Origin of the sequence: Spongorhabdus nitratireducens (assembly GCA_947387575.1) — a bacterium.
Classification (GTDB): Bacteria; Pseudomonadota; Gammaproteobacteria; order Pseudomonadales; family Endozoicomonadaceae; genus CANDOC01.
Genome location: CANDOC010000002.1, coordinates 60,512 through 83,750, shown reverse-complemented (window position 1 = coordinate 83,750; position 23,239 = coordinate 60,512). Strand labels below are relative to the sequence as shown.

The window sequence follows — 23,239 nt, the reverse complement described above, 5'->3', positions numbered from 1 at the left end:
CATTTCCTCTTTTGTGATCGAAGATTGAATGGGCAGGCAGTGAAGTTACGTTGACTGTTTTATTTATTCAGTTGTTTCTGAACGTGTTGTTGTAAACTTTCTGCTTTTCCGGCAGGCAGGGCATTGATGGAGTTGTCAGTAAGAATTCAACAGGCGGTTCTTTGCAGCCTGACATTTCTCGTGTTTGCCGGCCTGTATGCACCGCAGCCGGTGTTACCCTATCTGGCTGATTATTTTCAGACCGGTACGGTTACCAGTTCCCGCCTGATTACCAGTGTGATGACTTCATTGGCGGTGCTGGCGCTGCCCTGTGCGGTTTTTCTCAGAAATATCTGCTCCAAGAAGCTGCTGCTGGTTTGTATTCCCCTGATTGCGCTGGCTGAGTTGGCGTTTGGTTTTGTTGCTGATATTGAGTCTGCCCTGACCATCAAGTATATCGAAGGTTTGCTGTTTGCAGCGGCGGTACCGGCGTTGATGTCTGCTTTGGCTGATACCTCGGAAAAAGGGGAGGCGGTTATGCTGTATGTGATTGCCTCTGTCGCCGGGTCCATTGTCAGCCGCGGGATGAGTGGCTACCTGATCAGTCATGGGTATCACTCGCTGGTATGGTTGCTACTGGGAGGTAGCCTGCTTTTGGTTACCCCGGGGTTACTAACTCTTAAGAACACAGTGCCGGTACCAGCAACAGACTCTGATCGTGTGCTGGATGCCCTGCGTACGGTGCTGAGTCACAAAACAATGTGGGCTGCCAATCTTGTCATTTTTCTGGCTGCGACAGTATTTGTCTCGTCTTTGAACTACCTGCCGTTCCATATTCGAGACCTCGAACCGGATATTTCCACGGCGGAAATATCGTTTCTATACAGTGGTTACATTCTGGCTTTGATCGGCTCACTCAGTATGCCCAAAGTCTGGCAGCAAACGGGGGGGGCCCGTTCAGTTTTTCTGGCAGCGACAGGTGCACTGCTTGTTGCTGTTGGAATACTCAGTATCAAAAATTACTGGGTCTGTTTACTGGGTGTGGCACTGCTTTGCGGTAGCTTCTTCAGCCTTCATAGTTTGCTTTCAGCCTGCTTTCATGGGGTTTTCAAACAGCATAAGCGCACTTCAAGCGGTTGTTATCTCAGCTTTTATTATATGGGAGGCTCCTTTAGCAGCCTTTTGCCCGGCGAACTGTACATGGTCGCTGGCTGGGAAGTTCTGCTGGGTTATCTGGCCGGTACGCTGGTATTGGCGTTATTCATCATCAGGCGACTGCTTTGACGGGCAGCCGGTTCATATCCGAAGGCGAGACAGCTAATATAGCCTGAGTTTATTCGCGGATATGTCATGACTACTACTGAACAATCGATTTCTTCCAAACCGGCACAACAGAAGTGGCTGTGGCTGGCTGCTGCACTGATCCTGCTGGATCAGGTAATCAAACACTGGGCTGTCAGTGCCTTTGATCTATACGAGCGGCTTTCGATTCTACCAGTGTTTGACCTGACACTGGCCTATAACACCGGTGCGGCCTTCAGTTTTCTCAGCGATGCCGGTGGGTGGCAACGCTGGTTTTTCTGCGGTATTGCTGCGGTTGTCAGTGTCGTGCTGGTGATCTGGATTCGCCGTCTGAAAGAGGGTGAAACCTGGCTGGCTATTGCCCTGACATTTGTTCTTGGTGGCGCCTTGGGCAACCTGTACGACCGGGCGGTACTGGGACATGTCGTGGATTTTATCCTGCTTCACTATAAAGGCAGCTATTTCCCTGCCTTTAACATCGCTGATATTGCGATCAATATCGGTGCGTTTATGTTAATTGTCGATACCTTTCGCCATCGGAAACAGGCATCATGAATAAAACCGTAATAACTCCCGGCTGCCGTATCACCCTGCATTTTTCCCTGAGTCTGGAAAATGGCGATGTAGTGGACAGTACCTTTACCAACAAGCCGGTGAGCCTGACCTTTGGTGATGGCAACCTGCCGGAAGGCTTTGAATCCTGCCTGCTGGGACTGACCGAAGGTGATAACAAAATCTTTGATGTTCCGCCTGAAAAAGCCTTTGGCATGCCAAACCCGCAGAACTGCCAGCGTCTGCCCAAAGACAATTTCAGTGATATCCAGCTGGAAGAAGGACTGGTCATCGGGTTCACGGCTCCGGAAGGTGGAGAACTTCCGGGAGTGGTCAAGGAAATCGGTGACAGCCATGTGGTGATTGACTTCAATCACCCGCTGGCCGGACATACGCTAAAGTTTCAGGTGGAAATTATTGAAGTGCTGCCGGCAGAACCTGCCACAGCCGAAACTATACAACCGGCATCTGCCGGGGAGACCGTGAATGCAGATTAAACTGGCCAACCCCCGTGGCTTTTGTGCCGGCGTTGACCGGGCGATTGATATTGTGAACCGGGCGCTGGACCTGTTTGAACCGCCGATTTATGTTCGCCATGAAGTTGTGCATAACAAATTCGTTGTGGACAGTCTCAAGCAACGGGGTGCGGTGTTTGTGGAAGAACTGGACGAAGTGCCGGATGACTCCATTGTAATCTTCAGTGCCCACGGCGTTTCCCGTGAGGTTGAAGACGAGGCCAAGCGTCGTGGCCTGAAAGTATTTGATGCTTCCTGCCCACTGGTCAAGAAAGTTCATATGGAAGTACTCAGATTTGCCCGTGATGGTCGGGAATGCATTCTGATTGGTCATCAGGGGCATCCGGAAGTTGTCGGCACCATGGGACAGTATGATCATTCCCATGGTGGGGATATGTATCTGGTAGAAAATGAAGCGGATGTATTTAGTCTGGAAGTCCGGGACGAAAATCATCTTTCCTTTGTTACCCAGACTACATTGTCCATGGATGATACTGCCAAAGTGATTGATGCCCTGCGTGTCCGTTTCCCCAATATTGAGGGGCCGCGCAAGGATGATATCTGCTATGCCACCCAGAACCGGCAGGATGCGGTCAAGGAGCTGGCAGAGAACTGTGACCTGGTACTGGTCGTAGGCTCTGTAAACAGCTCCAACTCCAACCGATTGCGGGAACTGGCCGAGCGTTGTGGTACCGAGGCTTATCTGCTGGATAATGCTTCCGAGATCAAACCTGAGTGGCTGGAAGGTAAAACTGCAGTTGGTATTACTGCCGGTGCTTCCGCGCCTGAAGTACTGGTCAGGGAAGTCACTGAACGGTTGCAGGAATTGGGTGGAACCTTGCCGCAGGAACTGGATGGAAGGGAAGAGAATGTTACCTTCACCATGCCGAAGGAACTGAGGCTGGAACAAGTCAGCTGACCATCTGACTGCTTTGAGAAAGCGCTGTACTCAAACCGGGAACAGCGCTTTTTTTATGTCCTGAAAGAGGCGGGGAGTAATTAAATCTCTCCGTACATCTTTTATATGAACCGTTTATCTGAATATTATATTGGAACGGAAGTTTGATTCTTTGTTGATGCCACACTAAGAAGAACTCAGGATAAATTTTCCTATGGACGGAAGCTCTGTTACGGACAACAGAGAGCAGCGACCAGGATGGCGACAGCAGCAGAGTGCCTCAGGTATCACTCTGATCGAACTGCTTATCACTATTTCTATAGCCTCTTTGCTGATTGCGCTGGCCGCACCCGGATTTCGGGATGTTGTGACCCGCCAGCGGATCAGTGCCCAGGTGCAGCAGCTCCACACTTCTCTGATTCTTGCCCGTAGTGAAGCCGTCAAACGCGGTCGTTCGGTGACCATATGCCCGAGAGTTACGGGTACCAGTACCTGTATGACCGATTATGAGCGTTGGGAATCCGGCTGGTTGCTTTTTCTTGATAACGATGCAGACCTTGAAGTTGATGAGGCCGATGGCGAAGAGATTATCCGCTTTTATGATCAGGCTGATGGTTTGCAGATTCAATGGAACCGTACTGTACCGTTGACTTACGACGCCAAGGGGTTTCTGTCAGGTATGTCCGGCGGCACTTTTACAGTGTGTGATCCGGCAACAGAAGCAACCCTGCCACGCGCCATTATCGTTAGTATGAATGGCCGGCCACGGGTCAGTGATACAACGTCAGGAGGCGCAGCACTGCAATGCGATACCGGCGGCAGTTAAATATAGATTCTCGATCTTCCCGCTATTACCAGCGAGGCGTTGGCTTGCTGGAAGTGCTGGTAGCCATGCTGGTACTGGGTGTCGGTATGCTCGGCATGATGGGGCTGCAGTCAGAGAGTATCCGCTACAACCATAATGCGGCCCTGCGAGCCCGGGCGGCGATGATGGCCAGCGATATGATGGACCGGATTCGTCTTAATGAAGAGCACGCAACAACCACATCCAGCTACTCCACTGCGGTGGGAACCAATACCGGTGATTGTACAGCAAGCTGGCCTGCGGCCTGTGAAGGGAGTGGTGCGAACTGTTCTCCGGCTCAGCTGGCTACATGGGATGTCGCACAATGGAAGCACCAGCTTTCCTGTCAGCTGCCAGGCGGTGACGGTGGTATTTCGTTTACCGATGAACCAGCAGGCCGGGTATATACCATTACGGTTCAGCTGCAGGAAATGGATACCGCTGATAATCCTTCCGGTGCTCCGATGACGACCACGCTCAGGAGCATGCTGTGATGATCTCTCGTCGATTGAATCAGCGTGGCTTGTCCCTGATCGAGCTGATGATTTCCATGGCTATGGGTATGTTCCTGATTGCCGGCTTCGGGCAGCTTTTTCTTAATTCAACCATTGTCTATCGCTCCCAGGATGAACTGGCACGGATGCAGGAAAGTGCCCGTTTTGCCTTTGATCTGCTGAGCCGGGAAATCCGGATGGCAGGCTATACCGGTTGCCCGCAGGCGGCGCGACTGGCGGATGTTGTGCAAGGAACTAGTGCGACCAACCGCTGGGGCGAAGGGTTTATCAAACGCATCGAGGGCTTTGATCAGGATGTGGACAGTATGTCCTCGTTATTTGGCAGTACGGCTCGTGCGGGTTCGGATTCACTGGTTATCCATCGTGGCGATCCGGATGCCAGTTTCTTCATAGCTTCTCACTCTCCTGTAACCGGAACGCTGACAACATCTGAAGGACATTCAATCAATGCCGGAAGCCTGATTGTTTTAGCCCGTGCAGACTGCAGGCAGGTAGCCTCGGCAGTTATGACCGGCCCTTCCAATTCCGGCGGCGGTGCGACCACAGTTCAGCATGCTTCAGGCGGCAGTGGTGATTTACGTAATTGCAGCTCCAGTCTGGGGGGAGATGCAGATTGTAGTAACAGCACAGTACTGGCTCCTCTGTCATTCGCCGGCGGACAGGTTATGGAGGCGGCGACAGCCGCTTACTTTGTTGGCAGTTCATTAAGTGGTGGCAGTAACCGGTCATTACGGCGTCGACTGGCAGGCGGTAATTCAGAGGAGTTGATCGATGGCATTCAGAGCATGCGTATCTATTATGGAGTGGATACCGACACGGTGCCGGATAATGTGCCTGACCGTTATGTCAAAGCTGCCGATGTGGCTGATCCTGAATGGCAGAATGTGGTTGCGGTTCGAATTCACCTGCTGGTTCGCAGTTTGAATGAAAGTGCGCCAGCGCCCCAAACGTATCAGTTTGCTGATCAGAGAATTACCGCTACGGATCGGTTTATCCGGCAGGAATACAGTATGACGGTGGCATTAAGGAGCGTGGATAATGAAAGCGGCCCCTGATTTCATACTTGCTTACCGTTCTCGTGCCACATTCTCTCCTCGTTCCTCTGAGGGTAATGTCCTCATTGTCAGTCTGGTTTTCTTGCTGGTACTGACGATTGCCGGTCTGACATCGGTCAGTATTTCCAGTCTTGAAGAAAAAATGGCGGGCAATTACCGCAATTACCAGCTGGCTTTTCATGCTGCAGAAGCGGCATTGGTTGAAGCAGAAGACTATGTAAAAGACCAGGTGACGGATATCGGTAACTTTGATGCCAACTGCAGCAACGGTCGCTGCTTTGGTGGAAATAATATCAATGATATCGGGGTCTGCTCAGCGGGCAGTTTTGAGCCCTGGAATGATTCTGATGTTTGGAACAGTACTGGCCGTACCCGACAGGTTACAGTTGATTTGGGGAATGTGAGTGCCAGGGCGCGTTATATTGTTGAGTTTATCTGCTACAGCCCCCGCTATCCGAAAGGACCTGTACCGAGCCCTTTGAAACCTAATGAGTGGTTTCATCAATTCCGAATTACGGTACTGGCTGAAGGTGGTGTGCCTACCGCAAAAGTGATGTTGCAGAGTCTGTATCGAAAGGTTTTATAGCTGCTGGTGATTTGGAATTCGAACTGAGTTGGTACCGGTAAAGACCACGGAGGGTTTTGCCATGAAGCAAGATAAGAAAATTTATTCTGGCAAACTGATTATCAGCTCAGATGCCGGCATTCCGAACGGGCAATGGCTGGCAGTATATCCCGTGGCAATAGTTCTGGTACTGGCCTTATTGATGTTGGGCCGGTATGGCTGGGCAACTTCTGCAAATTTTGCCTCGGTGCCGCCGTTGCTGAGTGTAGGCGGAACACCCAAAGTCATGCTGGTAGTCGGAAAAGATCATCAGTTATTTCAAAAGGCTTATACCGATTACTCTGACATTACCGGTGACGGTGTGATTGATGTCGGGTATGACGATACCTATGAATATGCCGGCTATTTTGACCCTATTGGTTGTTACCAGTATACCAGTGGTGAGTTCAGACCGGTGCAGGCGGGTACCGGACCTAATGGTCACTGGTGCAATATCCCGCCAGCTGCTCCGAACTTATGGAGTGGTAACTTTTTGAACTGGGCTGCGATGACCCGGATCGATATTTTGCGGCAGGTTGTTTATGGCGGTAAACGCAGTACAGATACTGCAACCCGGACAGTACTTGAACGGGCCAACCTGCCACCAGATATTCACTCTTTTGTGAAAGTATACGATTCCACTATCAGCGGGGTTGGCACCGGTTTTTATACTCCGTTCACTGATAATGTGATCTCCATGTGTAACCTGACTGAATCGTCCGGTGGTGCACCCCGGATGCGAGTTGCGCGTGGGGGATTCCGGCGCTGGTCGATGAGTGAGGTCATTCAGTGTCAGTGGAATAATGGTTCAAGCTCCCCGTCCAGCTCCAGAGAGCTGGGCACATATACAGTCAGAGTTGAAGTATGTGTTAATGGCATTGATAGCAATCGCCCTCGATGCCGGCCTTATGGTTCAAATACCAAACCGGCAGGCCTGCTCCAGCGATATGGGGAAAATGGCCAGATTCACTTTGGTCTTCTAAGTGGTAGTGATCATAACAATATTCGGGGAGGCGTTGTTCGTCGTAATGTTCAGCGCTTGGTGGGGAATGCCAACAGTGGTGAAGATGAAATAAACCTAGCGACAGGCCAGTTCACGTCGACTCTGGGTATTATCAAAACTATTGATGCATTTCGGATTCGAGGATACAGCTATTCATCCCGGAGATATAACGACTGCTCTACTCACAGTATCAGTATTTCAACCTTTAAGACCTCAACCTGGTCCAGTCGGCAGTGTCGTGACTGGGGTAACCCTACTGGTGAGCAGCTACTGGAAACCTATCTTTATTTTGCCGGAGGGAACCGAACCGGAGCCTTTTACACCAACAGTGATTCTGGTTTGCCTGCTCCCAATTGGACTGATCCGTTAACTCCGGCAACTTCCTGTAGTCGCTGTATTGCTATTGTTCTGTCAGCTGGCTTGAACTCTTTTGACTGGGATGACCTAGGGTCAGCATCCGGTCTTCCCGGTTTGTCCGGGGCATCTGCTGTTAACAGTAAAACCAACCAAGTCGGTAATCTCGAAGCTGGAGGTAGTTTTGCTGGAACTTATCTGTACGGTGGCACTGGAGGCTCCAGACACTGTACTGCTAAAGGGCAGTCAAATTTATCCGGTATCCTGGGGTTATGTCCGGAACAACCAGCACTTGAAGGCTCTTACTCTGCCGCCGGTCTGGCATTTCATGCCAAAACCACCGATTTGAGAACCCAGCCCGGGTTTGATAACAAACAGACAGTAACTTCATATGCCATTAGGCTGGCAGAGAGTGTCCCCAGCTTTGTAATTCCTGTTGGTAGTGGTGAGGTGATTTTTGTACCGACCTGTGAATCGACGCCGGGAAGCAGCTGGTTGCCTTGCTCGATGTTTGATGTAGATGTCCTGTCATTAAGCTATTCCGGAGGTAGACCGGTTGCAGGTGAGTTACGCTTTGCTTGGGAAGACTCTCCATGGGGCAATGACTATGACCTGGATGGTATGTCACAGATCAGTTTCTGTGTTGGTAGCACCTGTAGCCCCTCCATTGGCTCTAATCAGATTCGTTTGCAGGTACAGGTACCCTATTCAAGAGCAGGAAACAGGCTTCGTTTCAGCTATACCATTTCTGGCACCAGTTCTGATGGTTTGGCGTCATGGCTGTATCGTGACCGGGGTAATAATGATTACCTGGATGGTAACAGCAGTGGTCCTCAGTATATTCAAGACCCTACTACCTATACTGCTGGATCCTCCTCAGCAGAACTATTGAGAGGGCCTCTGTGGTATGTCGGCAAGTACGGTGGCTTTGATGATCTCGATGAAGATGGTACGCCCAATAACGTCAGTGGTGATTCAAGAGAGTGGGACAGTGAAATTAATGAAACCGGAGAGCTGGGCTCAGATGGTATTCCGGATCATTACTTTGAACTGAGAAACCCGTCACAGCTGGAAGCCCAGCTAAACAAAATTCTCGGAGATGTCGCTGCCCAACGTGCATCAGGTACAGATGTGGCGCTGACCTCCGCCAATAAAACCGGTGTAGGTGCCACTTATCAGGCAAACTATGAACCCCGTCGTCAGCAGAATAACCGGGTCGTAACCTGGATTGGCGATGTTTATGCTTACTTTATTGATGGTCTGGGGCATTTTCGTGAAGATGGCAATGGCAACAAGCGGCTGGATAGCTATGGGGTTGATCCAATAATCAGGCTGCAGGGAGAGACGGTTCAGCGGTATACAACCAATAATAGCGGCCAGACAACAACGCCCAGTGGTAGCCCGGTGCCTTTATATCAGACCGGAATGCTCTGGAGTGCGCGAGATCAGTTAGCGGGTCTGACAAACTCTCAGGTTACCAATCAACGCAGCTTTCAAAATTCAGCGGGCACTGGACGTTATGTCATTACTTGGCTGGATCAGGATCAGAATTTTCAGGTTAACCAGAATGAAGTTCGTCCCTTTACCGCAGGCACTTTCGGCGCACAGTGGCAATGGCTGAATGCCACGTCCAGTTCTCATGCTGCGGCTATTGTGAATTATGTGCGGGGTGAAGAAGGACAGTTTAATACCCGTAGTCGTTTGATGGATTATGATGACGATGGTACCGAAGAAGTCATTCGAGTTCCTGACATTATCTCTGCCTCTCCGGTTGTTATGGGAGCTCCTTCCAGCGGCTATGACAATTTGTACGGTGATACCTCTTATCAGGCATTCCGGCAACAGTATGCAAATCGGCGTAACGTGGTATTCACTGCGGATAACGGTGGTCAGATTCGAGCTTTTAATGCCGGTTTTCCCAGTGAGGATGGCACTGAATTTGAATTGAATCCAGGTGGTGAAGTCCCACATCCACTGGGGTCAGAAATCTGGGCCTATGTGCCACTGAATATTCTGCCTCATCTGCAATGGCTGCGGGAGCCCAATTACAGTCATAATTATTATGTTGATGGCGAACCCCTGCTGTTTGATGCCAATGTTTTTACAGCAGATGCTGACCACCCTAATGGCTGGGGTACATTATTACTGGTGGGTATGGGGTTTGGTGGTTCTCTGGTTCAACTGCCGGCAGTCAGTAACCGGATTTTTGCCTCAGCCTATGTTTTGCTGGATGTGACCAATCCTGAAAAACCACCACGGCTACTGGCTGAAATCTGGAACCCGCTGATGGGGTACACCACGAGTCGACCAGCTCTGGTCAAGGCAAGGAGACCAGGAGCAAATAATAATTGGTTCAGCCCCTCCCGGAATGAATGGAAGCTGCTGATTGGCAGTGGTCCGGGAGGCGTGAACGGGTTCCCTTCACCAGATGTTTATACCAATGTGACAAGTCGTTCCAGTGCACGTTTTATGTTATGGGATATTGCCCAGTTAGGCAGTGGTGGTATTACCTTGCTTGATACCAGTATTCCAGATGCTTTCGTAGGCAGCATTACCAGTGTCGATTGGAATCAGGACTTTATTGATGATTATGCCTATACCGGTACGGTAGAGAGTATTTTTGACAGTCTGGGTAATGTTGCTGAATTTCATGGGCGTCTTCTAAGGGTCTCTGTCGATGGTACGCTGTCAGAGTCGACCCTGATAAATCCCCAGCAGCCTTTTACCGCCAGCCCTATAACCTTGGTAGATGATTTTAATCGGCGCTGGGTTTATGGTGGTACGGGTCGCCTGCTGAGCCTTGAGGATAGAACCAGCACCCGGAGTCAGAATTTTTACGGAGTCAAAGAGCCGGTTAATAGTCTTGGAAACCAGACAAACTCAGCAGTAAATCCTGGTACTCTGGTAGACGCTACTAACTTTGAAGTCTTTACCGATGATGGTGAGTCGCTGAAGAATGTTGTTGGCAGCACCGTTTCTGATGTCGTGGTTGGTGGAGCCACAATTCTCAACTTTGATTCTCTTAAAGTGGCCATGCGAAGCCAGCCGGGATGGACCATCCGGTTAACTCATGATGGCACTTTGCCCTCTGGGCGCAACCTCTCGGAAGCCAACAGTACGGCATCCATTGTGCTGTTCACTGAGTTTAATCCTCCGCCTCACAGTTGTGCCCGTGACGGTAGCAGTCTGTTATATGCCGTGGACTTTCAGACCGGTACTGCCCCACCTAGTGCGCCTATAGGTTCGTCTAATACCATTACCCACAACAGCGCCAATGTTGCCCAGAAAAAGATCAGTCTGGGAGCAGGTCTGGTACAGACACCTCAGTTACACAAAGGTGGTGATGGTGAAGTAAGGGCTGTAACCCAGACCTCTTCAGGCACAGCAACCAGTGGCAGTCTGTCTATTACTTATCCTGAAGGTGGTTCTGCAGGTTGGCATGAAATTCAAGGGCAGCCAGCGGGAATAGAGGTATTTTAGGCTGGTGACAACCAACCGGGCGTGGTATAGCTAGGGAAATCGTCAGGCAAAGAATAACAATATTCAAAATTGGAGCGCAGGAATGAATTATCGTCCCGGCATTTCCAGACGTAGAGGTTTCTCATTGATGGAGCTGATGGTGGTAATGGCGATTATTGCCATTATTGCAGCTCTGGCTTATCCCTCTTATCAATCCAGTGTCCGCAAAACCCGGCGCAGTGATGCCACCATTGCACTGACTACTGCAGCCGCACAGCAGGAGCGCTGGTTCTCGGTAAACAATTCTTATGCGGATACTTCCAACCTTGCTGCACTCGGTGGTGCTACTTCACCGGAAGGTTATTACACCATTGCTGTTGAGAATGACAGCTGCGATGTCGGTGGACGTTTTACCTGTTTCAAGATCATTGCCACACCGACTGTTGGGCTTTCTCAGGAAAATGATACTGGCTGTCTGGAAATTACCATTGATCACCGGGGCCAGAAGCTGCCGGCCAACTGTTGGCGACGGTAAGCATAATAACTGAAAGAAATTAATAGCTATTGGATAGAGCTAATCTGTCTATACTTCTAGTGTTGGCCTGAGTGCCAGCTATCTCTTCATAACTGCCAGATCGAGGTCAGGGGATGACAGCATCAGGGATCAGGACGATCCGTCTGCTCATCATTGATGAATCGGAACAGGATGCGGAGACATTGATCAATGTCTTCCGTAAGGCGGGTTATTCAACCCGCGCCCAGCATGTCACCTCACCTGAATCTCTGGATGCTTCACTGCATGAAAAACACGGTTGGGACCTGTTTCTGGCCCGGGGTATGCCTGATTCCGATCCGGTAGCCCAGGCCATGGAAAAGCTGCAGGAACTTAGCCGGGACGTACCTCTTATCCTTTTGGTTGATCACTACGACGATAGCACTGTACGTGAAGGTTTAAAGACCGGAATGCGTGATGTGGTTCCATTGCAGGATCATGAGCGGCTTCTGTTGACGGCAGAACGTGAACTGCGTTCATTGCAGGATCGTCGCCAGCGCCGACAGATGGAAGTTGCTCTTAAGGCCGCAGAAAAGCAAAAAATTCAGCTGCTTCACACTGCCAGTGAAGCCATTGCCTGTATCCGCGAAGAACAGCTTTTATATGTAAACAAGGCTCTGACCGACTTTTTGGGATACGACGATCCTAAAGAACTGAGTGGTCAGATGGCCGAAATGCTGATTATCAAAGGCAAGCAGCAGGCCTTTCGGCGCTTTATGGCGGTTTATGAAAAAGGCCAGCAGGCAGTGGGAGAGTTGCAGTGTAATGCCCGCCGAAAAAATGGTGATCCGGTTCGGGCCCGTTTGCTGGTAACACCCGGTACTTTCAATGGTGAAGCCTGCTTGCAACTGGTTATCAGTGATGCCGGCAGTGAGAGTAAGAGCCACCGGGTTGAGTTGCACAGTGCCCGAGACAAAGTGACTGGCCTTTATAACCAGGCCTGGATGCGTGAACAGCTGGATCTTGCATTGCAGAATGCGGTATCGGACAAAGGTAGTTCAACCGTGATGCTGCTGGTGCTGGATGGGCTCGAAGCAATGTTGAAACAGCATGGGCTGGATATCTCCAATATTTATCTGCAGTCACTCGGTGAGTTGCTGGGAAAACAACTGGCACAGCCCATCAAACTGGCGCGCTTTGGTAAAGGTGCTTTTGTTGCGCTGATTAATGATGACCATGAAGAACGGTTGCAACAACTGGCGGATGAAACGGTAAAAGCTGTCAGTCAGTTGGTGGTTGACCACCAGGACAATAAACTTCGCATGACGGCTACTGCGGGCATGGTGCTGCTGACTGAAACTTGCAGTGAAGTCGACACCATTCTGGTACGGGCCAAGAATGCCTGTAAGAAAGCCCGTCAGCAGGTGGGTCAACCTGAAGGCAAACGTACCAGCTTCCATAAAATGCGCAAGGTGCAGGCGGTCGAATCGGATACTCGTGAGCTGGCCTCTGTTGTGATGAAAGCCATGACGAGCAATGGCCTGAAGCTGATGTTTCAGCCCATTGTCAGTCTGAAAGGAGACCCTGCAGAAACCTATCAGGTACACCTGCGGGTTGTGGATGAAAAGGGTGAAGAACAGAGTGCCTCCAAATTCATCAAACCGCTGGAGAAAACCAAACTGTGGTTAAAGGTTGATCGCTGGGTCGTTACCAGTGCCATCAAACGCATTGTCGAGCGGCGGGAGAAGGGCAAGCAAACCAGACTGTTCCTTCATATTGGCGCGGCGACGGTACTGGATAAGGAATTTACCAACTGGCTGAAAGTGACTCTGAAAGCCGCTGATCTCCCTTCTGATGCGCTGGTATTTGAAATTTCCGAGGAGAATGCAATCAGCTGGCTTCCTCAGGCGAAAGAGTTGATCACAGGTATTAACAGCACTGGAGCCAGTGCCGGACTATGCCACTTCGGAGGGAGTCTGCATCCTCTGAAGTCACTCGATGTCTTTCCTGCACAGTACATCAAGTTTGATGGCTCGTTTGCAGCAGAGCTGAACAAGTCTGATGAGAAAGGGGAAGAGCTGCAGAAAATGGTAGAGGCTGTGAGTGCCAAAGACCGGAAAATTATTATTCCCAAAATCGAATCAGCGGCAGAACTTTCACCACTCTGGCATTTGGGTATAGATTACGTGCAGGGTTTCTTCCTGGCTCCGCCCGGACCGAAAATGGATTATGACTTCAGCAGCTAGGATAAAGCTGCTGAAGTAAAAGCCACTAAAACAAGTCATTCTCCGTAGTAATTTTATCTGGTTATTCGTGCGTTCCGCAGATTTTGAATAGCGTGAATGCTTGTTGACCGGTATCAATAAACCGCACTGCTACAGGCTTATCATTCCCCCACTTTTTTCTCCCATTAATCGAACGCGAAGTTATTGATTCGCGCCTGCTGTTTGCGGATACGCCCGTGGAAATTGATCTTATGGTGCTCTTGCATAAAAGTGCACCACTGTTGGTATTTGTCGTCCTGTTACTTGGTTACATTCTGGGGAAACTCAGGTTTGGCAGTTTTGAGTTGGGGTCGACGTCGGGCGTATTGTTAATCGGACTGCTATTCGGCCATTTTGGCCTGACCATGCCGGCCGGGCTGGCCGATGTTGGCTTTATTCTGTTTATCTTCTGTGTCGGTCTTCAGGCGGGGCCGCGTTTTTTCAGTGTCTTTCTGGAAGATGGCTCGAAATATATATTGCTGGCCGGATTCGTAGCGGGCAGTGCGCTGATAATGACCAAAATCCTGGCTTACTATCAGGGCATCGATAGTGCGCTGGCTGCGGGGATGCTGGCGGGTATTATGACCAGCACCCCGACGCTGGTCGGCGCTCAGGATGCGATCAAGCAGCTGGCACCACAGAATGGTCAGAGCATGGTGGAGATGTTAAGCGTTGGCTATGCCATGACGTACATTATGGGCACTGTGCTGCTGATTATCGCTCTGCGCTATTTTCCCAAGCTGTTTGGTGTCAATCTGAAGCAGGAATCTGATTGGCTGGCGATTGAACGCGGGCTGACACAGGATAGTGAAGCCGATCTCAAGGGTGACCTGCCCATTGTCCGGGTGTTCCGGGTAGAAGGGAAACTGGTTGAGCAGTTTGACGGCAAAACCCTGCGCCAGATTGATCTGCATTCACGCACCGGCTGCCTGGTCGACAAGATTCGTCGTAATGGCAGTATCTTTGAACCGGATGGCGATACTCCTCTGCTGGAAGGCGATTCAATCACACTGGTTGGCAAGCCGAGAGACTTCCGCAAATTTCCCTATGAGCTAGGCAAGGAAATCCTTGATACCGAGTTGCTGGATTATCAGGTCGAGTACCGCAAGTTTGTCCTGACCAATCAGCAACTGACTGGCAAGACCCTGGGTGACCTGGCCATTGATGAGTATCACCACTGCTTTGTTCACCGGGTAAAACGTTCCCAGATCGAAATGCCAATCAACAGTGGCTTGAAGCTTTCTAAAGGGGATGAGCTGTTGATCTCTGGTGAACGTGCGCGTCTGGAGCGACTGGGTGAACAGCTGGGTTATGAAGAGAAACACTCTCATACCACTGACCTGATCACATTTACTCTGGGTATTGTGTTTGGCCTGTTAATAGGCCAGATCATTATCAAGGTTGGCAACATTGATGTGACGCTGGGTAATGCCGGAGGCCTTCTGTTCTCCGGGATCATGATCGGTCACTTCCGAGCCAATCACCCGACATTTGGACAAGTGCCACCTGCGGCGATTTATGTTTTGTCGGAACTGGGGTTGATGTTCTTTATGGCCAATATCGGTCTCAAGGCCGGTGGTGGTATTGTCGAAGCCATGATGGCGGCCGGTGGTCAGATCATTATGAACGGTATGTTTATCGAGCTTTCATTGATTCTGCTGGCGTACTGCTTTGGTCGTTTTTTACTGGGACTGAACAAGGCATTACTGCTGGGTGCTATTACCGGCGCCATGACCTCGACGCCGGCGCTGAATATCATTACTGAAGAAGCCGACAGTAATATTCCTTCACTCGGTTATGCCGGCACCTATACCTTTGCCAATGTATTCCTGACCTTGGTGGGTACGATAATGATCGTGCTTTAAAGCCTTTCGGTCTTTAAATTTGTCGGCTGAAGCATAGGTAATATTGATCACGGGAAGGACAGGTTATGCTGACAGTGTCCTTCTCCTGATTTTATTCAGAGCACTTCTCGCCTCAGGACCACCGTGTGCCCCATTTACTGAATCTCTGCTGGAAAAAGGCAGGCAGCACTTCTTCGGATATTCTTTCAAAACTCTCCCTATCATAAAGCGCAAGCACCAGAACTTTTTTCATCATTGATAATCATCATGCCCTGCGCCGAGCCTTCTATTTTGTGTCCAACTCGTGGTTATCAGCTCACCAGCGGAATAACACTTTTAACACCGGAAATGACCATTTGCATGCCAATGACAGCCAGAATAAGCCCCATCAGTCGTGTGACAATGGAGAGACCACTCTGACCAATGCTGTTGACGATTTTTGCGCTGAACATGAAGCAGGTACAAGTCACAATACACAGCAGTGCGAACATGGTAATCGTGATAATGATGCTCATCCAGTCTCCTGCAGCAGAGTAATTCATTGCCGTAGCAATGGTTCCGGGACCTGCCAGCAGGGGAACAGCCAGAGGCGATATCGCAAGGTCACCATTCTGGGCAGCATCCCCTTGCTGACTGTTGCCCGATGCCTTATGGGGCTGATCGGCTTGATGGGCCTGATGCAGCTTTGAACCACTGCCATGAAGCATGTGATAGCCAACCAGAAAGACCAGAATTCCACCGGTCAACCTTAAGGCTGGCAACGTGATACCAAACAGGTGGAAGATTGATTTGCCCAACAGTGAAAACAACACAATAAGCGTAAAAGTGATCAGCAATGACTTTATTGCGATACGTTTTTTTTCACGGGCGCTCATGTCTGCGGTCAGACCCGCAAAAACGGCAGTATTTGCAATAGGGTTCATGATGGCAAAGAAGGCCATAAAAACGACGGCGGCCTGCCCGGCTATATTTTGCATGTTTGCTAGTCTGTCCAGTTCAAAAGTGCCTGTGGAGGCTGAAGTAATAATAGAGGAAATAGCTGATATGGCAGGAGGCCATGATCTGCATAGTGATGCGGGTAATAGCGCCGTAGAACAGCAGGGCTTTGGTCTTTGAAACTTTCATTATCATCTCCCTTGGGTTTATGGGAGATATCCTAAGCAGCTAACTTTTTCTCAGCCTGACCCGGACTTTAAAAAAATTTAAAGTTTGGGAAGTATGAAGATATTGCAGACTATTCTGTCTTTACTATTCCATACCAAGTTTTTTCAGACGATAACGTAACGCTCGAAAAGTAATGCCCAGCTTTTTGGCCGCAGCCGTTTTGTTCCATGCAGATTTTTCAAGTGCCTGGGTAATAGCCTGGCGCTCGACGGTTTCCAGATAATCTTCGAGCGAATCAATATTGGCCGGGCTGTCTGCTTTATCTTCACTGTTATCCGCTTGAGTCGTCCGAAGAAAGAGATCTTCGGCTGTAATCTGGCCGTGTTCGCACAGGGTACTCGCACGTTCCAGTATATTCTCAAGCTCTCGAACGTTACCGGGATAGTGATAGCCTGCCAGCGATGCAAGCGCATCGTCAGTGATCTCCGGCTCTAATACACCATGGCTGGTGGCAATACGTGACAATAGATGACGAACCAGTAGAGGAATATCCTGTTGTCTTTCACGCAGTGGAGGGACGGCCAGTTCGATAACATTGATACGGTAAAAAAGATCCTGACGGAAATTGCCGTCGTTCACTTCTTCTTCGAGATTCTTGTGAGTTGCACTGAGAATACGAACATCGACGGGAATCTCCTTCTCACTTCCGACCGGGCGAACGCTCTTTTCCTGAATCGCTCGAAGTAGTTTAACCTGCATTGGCAATGGTAAATCGGCAACTTCATCAAGAAACAGGGTGCCACCATTGGCAGCCTGAAACAGGCCGGGCTTGTCACTGGTTGCGCCGGTAAAGCTGCCTTTGCGATGTCCAAAAAATTCGCTTTCCATCAGTTCTGAAGGGATGGCACCACAGTTAACAGGAATAAACGGATCATCCGCCCGGTGTCCCTGTTCGTGAATCATTCGGGCAATAACTTCTTTACCGGTGCCGGATTCGCCAGAAATAAAGACGGGAGCCTGACTTCTGGCCAGTTTGGTTATGCGCTGACGCAGCTTGAGCATCGGCTCTGACTGGCCAATCAAGCGTTCCTTTCCGTCATCTTCAGGCAGCTCTGCTCTTACCTTTAGAGCCGATGTCACCAGATTACGCAGTCGTGTCAGGTCAACGGGTTTGGCAAGAAAATCAAAAGCGCCGGCTTTCAGTGCCTCGATAGCCGATTCCATACTGCCATAGGCGGTAATCATGGCTACCGGCATCTGTTCATGGTTCTGCTGAATATGGCGCACAATATCGATGCCGTTACCGTCCGGCAGATTCATATCGGTCAGGCAGAGGGAGAAAGGCTGTTGGTCGAGCTGGTGCAGTGCTTCTCGATAGCTGGCGGCAGAAACCGTCGGTAGCTCCATGCGCCCGAGAGTAATTTCCAGCAGTTCACGAATATCCGGTTCGTCATCAACAATCAGGATGGTTTTTTTATTGTTATCCATAACAAATCCCATCAGCGTATCTTTTTTATCTTAACGACAGTAATGGATGCTGAACAGGGTTTAGCTCATTAACCGGTCAGGGTGGGCAAAGGTGATGCGGAAACAAGCGCCGGGCAGGCGATTGGCAGAGGCCAGGTGCAGGCTGGCCTGGTTGGCTTCACAAAGTTCACGGGCCAGATATAACCCCAGTCCGGTTCCTTGTTTGGAAGTGGTATAGAAAGGCTCGAACAAGTGGGTTTCCTGCTCGCTGGTAAGACCGGGGCCGTAGTCGCGGATATCGAGCCAGGGCTGACCATTCTTTTGATCAACACCGGTAGTCAGGATGACATAAGCCTGACCACCATGTTCACGGCTGTAATACAGGCCGTTGTCGCACAGGTTGCGAACAACCTGAGTCATTTGAGTGGCGTCAGCATTGACCCAGACATCATGATCACAGGGGTGTAGCTTGACCAGCACATCTTTTCGGCGGGCATATTCACTGTCGATAAACTGCTGCAGCCATTGATTCATCTGGATCAATTCAGGATTGGGTTGACGCCGGCGAGACAGCTGCTGAACATTTTCGATGATTTTATTCACCCGGTTACTCTGGTCCAGAATGATCCGAAGCAACCGGGACTCACTGTTATTTCCGCTAATATCTTCATGCATCAGCTGGGCAGCATGGCTGATAGCGCCCAACGGATTACGGATTTCATGAGCGATACTGGCACTGAGGCGCCCCAGTGACGCCAGCTTCAGCTGCTGAGCCTGTTGTGCAAGCAAGGCAATATCATCGAGGAATATCAGGATAAATCCGTCCGATCCCAAGCTGGAGAAACCGGCCTTGATCTCGTTGGCATCGGGTTTAATCCGAAAAGGAGCAGGGTGGAGACTAGGGTTGGTTTGCCATTGTTCCAATGCCTGATGCAACTGGGGTGAAAGCTGGCTCAAGTCGTTGGAGTCATTGTCACCCAAGAGGCGCTGAGCGGACTCATTAATCATTATGATTTCATGTGGCTCCCTGACGACCAGTATTCCGGTCTTCATATGACGGATGACATTGTGACTCAGAGCCTGGAGCAAGGCGTTATGGCGGGCATTTTCCTGCGCTAGCATCTCGGTGTGGCGCAGTCGGCGTGCTAGCCCTTGGATAAGAATGGCAGTCACAAAGAACATAATACCCAGCAACCACGAGTTAACCTGGTGCTCCATCCCTGTCGCCTGCAGACCCATATGCATCGCCAAAGCGGTAACACAGATGGATGCCAGCGCCGCCAGTGCAATACCTGCCTGACCGTGGATCAGAATATTGCCGGCTGCGACAGAAACAAATAGCAGGTTGCTGATACCCAGATTATTGGCACCGGTCAGATACATCAGACCGGCCAGCATCAGAATATCTGTGGCTGTGACAACAAATTGACCCTGGGTACCAAAAGGTGGAGCTAGCAGGATTCCGAGATTCAGTAGCAGATAAACACCGCAGTAAACCCGTACAGCATCAATCAAGTGCTCTTCAAAGATTTCCGGACCCAGCGGGGTAAAAGCGGCAAGAGTCAGAATCAGCCCCAGTAGGCAGCGGTAGAGATGGTATACCTTCAGTACCCGCTGGTCCTGTTGGGAAGCAAATTCTTCAGCGGTTGTGGTAACCAAGTGGGCGTCGTCCCTAGGTGGTTAGTGAGGTGTCTCCATAGGGTTTATCGACCGGAAATCCATGGGGTTTTACACACAACGCCAGTTGGCGGAAAATAGGCGGCTATTTATTTCGCTATTTTTATCATGCAAACACCGTTTTACCCGCCCCTTGGCTTCCTGAAGGGTAAAACCGGTACTTCTTTGCTCATGGCATCTACGAGGTTTGAATGTCGTCTGACCTGCGCATCGCAATGGCCCAGCTCAATATGGTGGTGGGTGATATTGAAGGAAATACCGACAAGGTCATCGCTGCGGCAAATAAGGCCCGTGATGAGCTGAGTGCGGATATTATTGTTTATCCCGAGCTGACGCTCTGCGGCTATCCGCCGGAAGATCTGCTGCTACGCGACAGTATGCTGCTGCGAATCGACCGGGCACTGGAAAAGCTCAAGGCTGTATCCGGCATCCATCTGGTTATCGGTGCGCCCGGCGCCGGTGAAGGTGGACTGGAAAACCTGGCACTGGTCATGCGCGATGGTGAAATTATCCAGCGCTATGCCAAGCAGCACTTGCCCAACTATCAGGTATTTGATGAAAAACGCTACTTTGTACCGGGTACTGAATCCGCTCTGTTTGAATACAAAGGGGTGAAAATCGGTCTCAGCGTCTGTGAAGATATCTGGTATGCCGACCCGGCAGCCCAGCTCAAGGCGAAAGGTGCTGAACTGATTCTGAACCTGAATGCTTCACCATTCCATCGTGAAAAGCTGAAAATGCGTCAGCAGGTGGTTGCTGAGCGCTGTCAGGAGTCAGGTCTGCCAGTGGTTTATGTAAACCAGATTGGTGGTCAGGATGAACTGGTGTTTGATGGCGGCTCTTTTGCCATGAATACCGACGGTTCTCTGGCGGCTGTCAGCAAGTGGTTCGAAGAAGACCTATCAGTTGTCAGCTTCAATACTGAAACCCATCAGATTGAAGCGGCTGCAATGAATCCGGCCCCGGAAGAACTGGAGCGAGTATACAACGCGCTGGTGCTGGGTGTCCGCGACTACGTCAACAAAAACGGCTTCAAGGGTATTGTACTGGGCCTGTCCGGCGGTATCGACTCCGGGCTGGTACTGGCTATTGCGGTTGATGCGTTGGGCAAGGACCGGGTTGAAGCGGTGATGATGCCGTATCGCTATACCTCTGATATGAGTAAAGAGGATGCGGCAGAGCAGGCGGAAATGCTGGGCGTGGAATACAAGTCGCTGGCTATCGAACCCATGTTTGATGCCTTCATGTCCACCTTGTCTGCCGAGTTTGCCAATACCTCCCGCGATACCACCGAGGAAAACCTGCAGTCTCGCTGCCGTGGCGTACTGCTGATGGCCATTTCCAATAAGAAAGGCCGTCTGGTACTGACGACCGGCAACAAGTCTGAAATGGCTGTAGGCTATGCGACCCTGTACGGTGATATGGCCGGTGGATTTGATGTGCTGAAAGATGTACCGAAGACGCTGGTATTCAAACTGGCAGAATACCGCAACACTATCAGCCCGGCGGTGCCACAGCGGGTGATTGACCGTCCGCCGTCTGCCGAACTGGCGCCGGACCAGGTCGATGAAGACAGCCTGCCACCTTATGAGGTACTGGACCGTATTCTGGAATTGTATATCGAAGAAGATCGCAGTGCGGAGTATATCGTAGCCGAAGGCTTTGACCGGGAAGAGGTTTACCGGGTTATTCGACTGGTAGATATCAACGAATACAAGCGACGTCAGGCACCGGTCGGTGTGCGTATTACGCCGCGTGGATTTGGTCGTGACCGTCGTTACCCGATTACCAATGGCTGGAAACCGGGTGAGTAAGTTTCAGTTCTGACAGAGTTTGAGATATTTCTCATGCAGTTTGTCGACTTGCTGGTGTAATGCCGGCAGGTCGAGGCTGTTGTCTACTACATCATCTGCTTTATCAAGCCGGTTCTGGCGGCTAGCCTGGGCTTTCAGAATGGCTTCTACCTGAGTGGCTGGCACACTGTCGCGTTGAGTTGTACGTTCAACCTGCACTGTTTCCGGCACATCAACCACCAGAACCCGGTCAACCATTTCATGTTGTGAAGTTTCCAGTAGCAGAGGAGAGACGAGTACTTTATAAGGTGAGTCAGCATCATCCAGCTGGCGCAAAATTTCGTTACGAATTTCCGGATGCATCACAGACTCAACCCATTTGCGTTCGTCGCTGTCACCAAAGATTTTTTCCCGCAGCCAGGGGCGATTCAGGTTGCCGTCCGACAGTAACACTTCATCACCATAGCGTTGTCTTAGCTGTCCAAGTACCGGGCGGCCAGGTTCAACAATAACCCGCGCCGCCAGATCGGCATCGACAACTGCAATACCTTTGGTTTCCAAATAACGGGTTACAGCCGACTTGCCGCTGCCAATGCCTCCGGTAATACCAACAATCATTATTTTAAAACGCCATTAATCTTAAATACTGGGCTGCCAGCTTATCGCCCCAGAGCAGGACAATAAACCCGGCGGCAGCAAGATAAGGGCCGAAAGGAATCGGCAGGTTATGATCCCGGCCCTTGAACAGCACCAGCATGATGCCAATAAAAGCACCGACAAAAGACGACATCAGAATGACCATAGGTAATACCTGCCAGCCCATCCAGGCTCCAAGTGCGGCTAACAGTTTGAAGTCTCCATAACCCATGCCTTCTTTTTTCGTCGCCCATTTGAACAGCCAGTATACTGACCAGAGCGAAAGATAGCCGGCAACTGCGCCCCAGAGTGCGCTTTCAAGAGAAGTAAAAATACCGAAGCTGTTGATAATCAGACCGGCCCATATCAGCGGCAGGGTAATATCATCCGGAAGCAGTTGGTGGTCAAAATCAATCAGGGTCAGGGCAATCAGACACCAGCTCAGTCCCAGCACTAGCAGGGTTTGCAGCCCGTACCCAAAATGGGAGGCAACCAGCAGGCTGATTAAAGCGGTTGCCAGTTCTACAATGGGGTAGCGAGGTGAGATACCTTTTTTACACTGACTGCAGCGTCCTCGCAGAAACAAATAGCTGATGACCGGAATATTTTCCCAGGGGCGAATTTTATGTTCGCAATGAGGGCAGGTGGATGCCGGTAAAATCAGGTTGTAAGTACCGTCTTCTGCTTCCGGTGGTAATTCAAGAATTTCCCGGCATTCTGTTTTGCATTGCCGATCCATCATAATGGGCAAACGCCACACCACCACATTCAGAAAACTGCCAACCATTAATCCCAATATAAAGACGCACCCCAGAAAGAAAGTGGTGTTCTGTGCAAGCAGTTCCAGGGGCATTGTAGCTCCGTAGCGGCGAGATAAGGAA

Annotated in this window: 19 protein-coding genes; 13 read left to right on the top strand and 6 right to left on the bottom strand. The window is 50.4% G+C overall.

What is annotated here, in order from left to right:
* Positions 1-126 precede the first annotated feature (126 nt).
* From ACYZZ0_RS05045 to ACYZZ0_RS04990, 12 genes are all read left to right on the top strand, one after another.
* Positions 127-1,263 carry an MFS transporter gene (locus ACYZZ0_RS05045; protein ID WP_461535499.1) on the top strand — a complete coding sequence of 379 codons (1,137 nt, stop codon included), beginning with the start codon at positions 127-129 and terminating at the stop codon, positions 1,261-1,263.
* Between the two features lie 66 nt (positions 1,264-1,329).
* Positions 1,330-1,836: a signal peptidase II gene (gene lspA, locus ACYZZ0_RS05040; protein ID WP_461535498.1), complete on the top strand. Its 507-nt coding sequence runs from the start codon at positions 1,330-1,332 to the stop codon at positions 1,834-1,836.
* Positions 1,833-2,330, top strand: coding sequence for an FKBP-type peptidyl-prolyl cis-trans isomerase (locus ACYZZ0_RS05035; RefSeq protein WP_461535497.1), 498 nt, complete (start codon positions 1,833-1,835; stop codon positions 2,328-2,330). Before lspA ends, ACYZZ0_RS05035 begins: the two co-directional genes overlap by 4 nt.
* Positions 2,320-3,267: a 4-hydroxy-3-methylbut-2-enyl diphosphate reductase gene (gene ispH, locus ACYZZ0_RS05030; RefSeq protein WP_461535496.1), complete on the top strand. Its 948-nt coding sequence runs from the start codon at positions 2,320-2,322 to the stop codon at positions 3,265-3,267. Before ACYZZ0_RS05035 ends, ispH begins: the two co-directional genes overlap by 11 nt.
* 193 nt (positions 3,268-3,460) lie before the next feature.
* Complete coding sequence (locus ACYZZ0_RS05025; RefSeq protein WP_461535495.1) at positions 3,461-4,072, top strand: GspH/FimT family pseudopilin; 612 nt, start codon at positions 3,461-3,463, stop codon at positions 4,070-4,072.
* The gene (pilV, locus tag ACYZZ0_RS05020) at positions 4,051-4,584 is read left to right on the top strand and encodes a type IV pilus modification protein PilV (protein WP_461535494.1); all 534 of its coding nucleotides are present in this window, start codon (positions 4,051-4,053) and stop codon (positions 4,582-4,584) included. Before ACYZZ0_RS05025 ends, pilV begins: the two co-directional genes overlap by 22 nt.
* On the top strand, positions 4,584-5,660 hold the full coding sequence (locus ACYZZ0_RS05015; RefSeq protein ID WP_461535493.1) for a PilW family protein: 1,077 nt from the start codon (positions 4,584-4,586) through the stop codon (positions 5,658-5,660). The genes pilV and ACYZZ0_RS05015 overlap by 1 nt, the downstream gene beginning before the upstream one ends.
* Entirely contained in the window at positions 5,644-6,246 is a 603-nt protein-coding gene (locus ACYZZ0_RS05010) for a pilus assembly PilX family protein (RefSeq protein WP_461535492.1), read from the top strand. Before ACYZZ0_RS05015 ends, ACYZZ0_RS05010 begins: the two co-directional genes overlap by 17 nt.
* Positions 6,247-6,307: 61 nt before the next feature.
* Positions 6,308-11,101: a pilus assembly protein gene (locus ACYZZ0_RS05005; protein ID WP_461535491.1), complete on the top strand. Its 4,794-nt coding sequence runs from the start codon at positions 6,308-6,310 to the stop codon at positions 11,099-11,101.
* 82 nt (positions 11,102-11,183) lie between these two features.
* Positions 11,184-11,615 carry a type IV pilin protein gene (locus ACYZZ0_RS05000; RefSeq protein WP_461535490.1) on the top strand — a complete coding sequence of 144 codons (432 nt, stop codon included), beginning with the start codon at positions 11,184-11,186 and terminating at the stop codon, positions 11,613-11,615.
* 113 nt (positions 11,616-11,728) lie between these two features.
* Complete coding sequence (locus tag ACYZZ0_RS04995; protein WP_461535489.1) at positions 11,729-13,819, top strand: EAL domain-containing protein; 2,091 nt, start codon at positions 11,729-11,731, stop codon at positions 13,817-13,819.
* 215 nt (positions 13,820-14,034) lie between these two features.
* Complete coding sequence (locus ACYZZ0_RS04990; protein WP_461535488.1) at positions 14,035-15,702, top strand: aspartate-alanine antiporter-like transporter; 1,668 nt, start codon at positions 14,035-14,037, stop codon at positions 15,700-15,702.
* A 290-nt stretch (positions 15,703-15,992) separates the two neighbouring features.
* On the opposite strand, the gene ACYZZ0_RS04985 is transcribed toward ACYZZ0_RS04990, so the two are convergent.
* The 4 genes from ACYZZ0_RS04985 to ACYZZ0_RS04970 all read right to left on the bottom strand — a co-directional run bounded on the left by ACYZZ0_RS04985 (position 15,993) and on the right by ACYZZ0_RS04970 (position 19,911).
* Positions 15,993-16,658, bottom strand: a complete 666-nt coding sequence (locus ACYZZ0_RS04985; RefSeq protein WP_461535487.1) for a MarC family protein — start codon at positions 16,656-16,658, stop codon at positions 15,993-15,995.
* A 19-nt stretch (positions 16,659-16,677) separates the two neighbouring features.
* Positions 16,678-16,806 carry a hypothetical protein gene (locus tag ACYZZ0_RS04980; RefSeq protein ID WP_461535486.1) on the bottom strand — a complete coding sequence of 43 codons (129 nt, stop codon included), beginning with the start codon at positions 16,804-16,806 and terminating at the stop codon, positions 16,678-16,680.
* Between the two features lie 123 nt (positions 16,807-16,929).
* Positions 16,930-18,273, bottom strand: coding sequence for a sigma-54-dependent transcriptional regulator (locus ACYZZ0_RS04975; protein ID WP_461535485.1), 1,344 nt, complete (start codon positions 18,271-18,273; stop codon positions 16,930-16,932).
* Between the two features lie 60 nt (positions 18,274-18,333).
* A complete protein-coding gene (locus tag ACYZZ0_RS04970) occupies positions 18,334-19,911 on the bottom strand; it encodes a sensor histidine kinase (protein WP_461535484.1) in 1,578 nt (525 codons plus the stop codon).
* Between the two features lie 209 nt (positions 19,912-20,120).
* Between ACYZZ0_RS04970 and ACYZZ0_RS04965 the strand changes: the two genes are divergently transcribed.
* Positions 20,121-21,743, top strand: coding sequence for an NAD+ synthase (locus tag ACYZZ0_RS04965; protein WP_461535483.1), 1,623 nt, complete (start codon positions 20,121-20,123; stop codon positions 21,741-21,743).
* Between the two features lie 3 nt (positions 21,744-21,746).
* On the opposite strand, the gene coaE is transcribed toward ACYZZ0_RS04965, so the two are convergent.
* Together coaE and ACYZZ0_RS04955 are read right to left on the bottom strand one after the other, a co-directional pair.
* Complete coding sequence (gene coaE, locus ACYZZ0_RS04960) at positions 21,747-22,340, bottom strand: dephospho-CoA kinase (protein WP_461535482.1); 594 nt, start codon at positions 22,338-22,340, stop codon at positions 21,747-21,749.
* Positions 22,341-22,344: 4 nt separating this feature from the next.
* A complete protein-coding gene (locus tag ACYZZ0_RS04955) occupies positions 22,345-23,211 on the bottom strand; it encodes a prepilin peptidase (RefSeq protein WP_461535481.1) in 867 nt (288 codons plus the stop codon).
* Between the last annotated feature and the right edge of the window lie 28 nt (positions 23,212-23,239).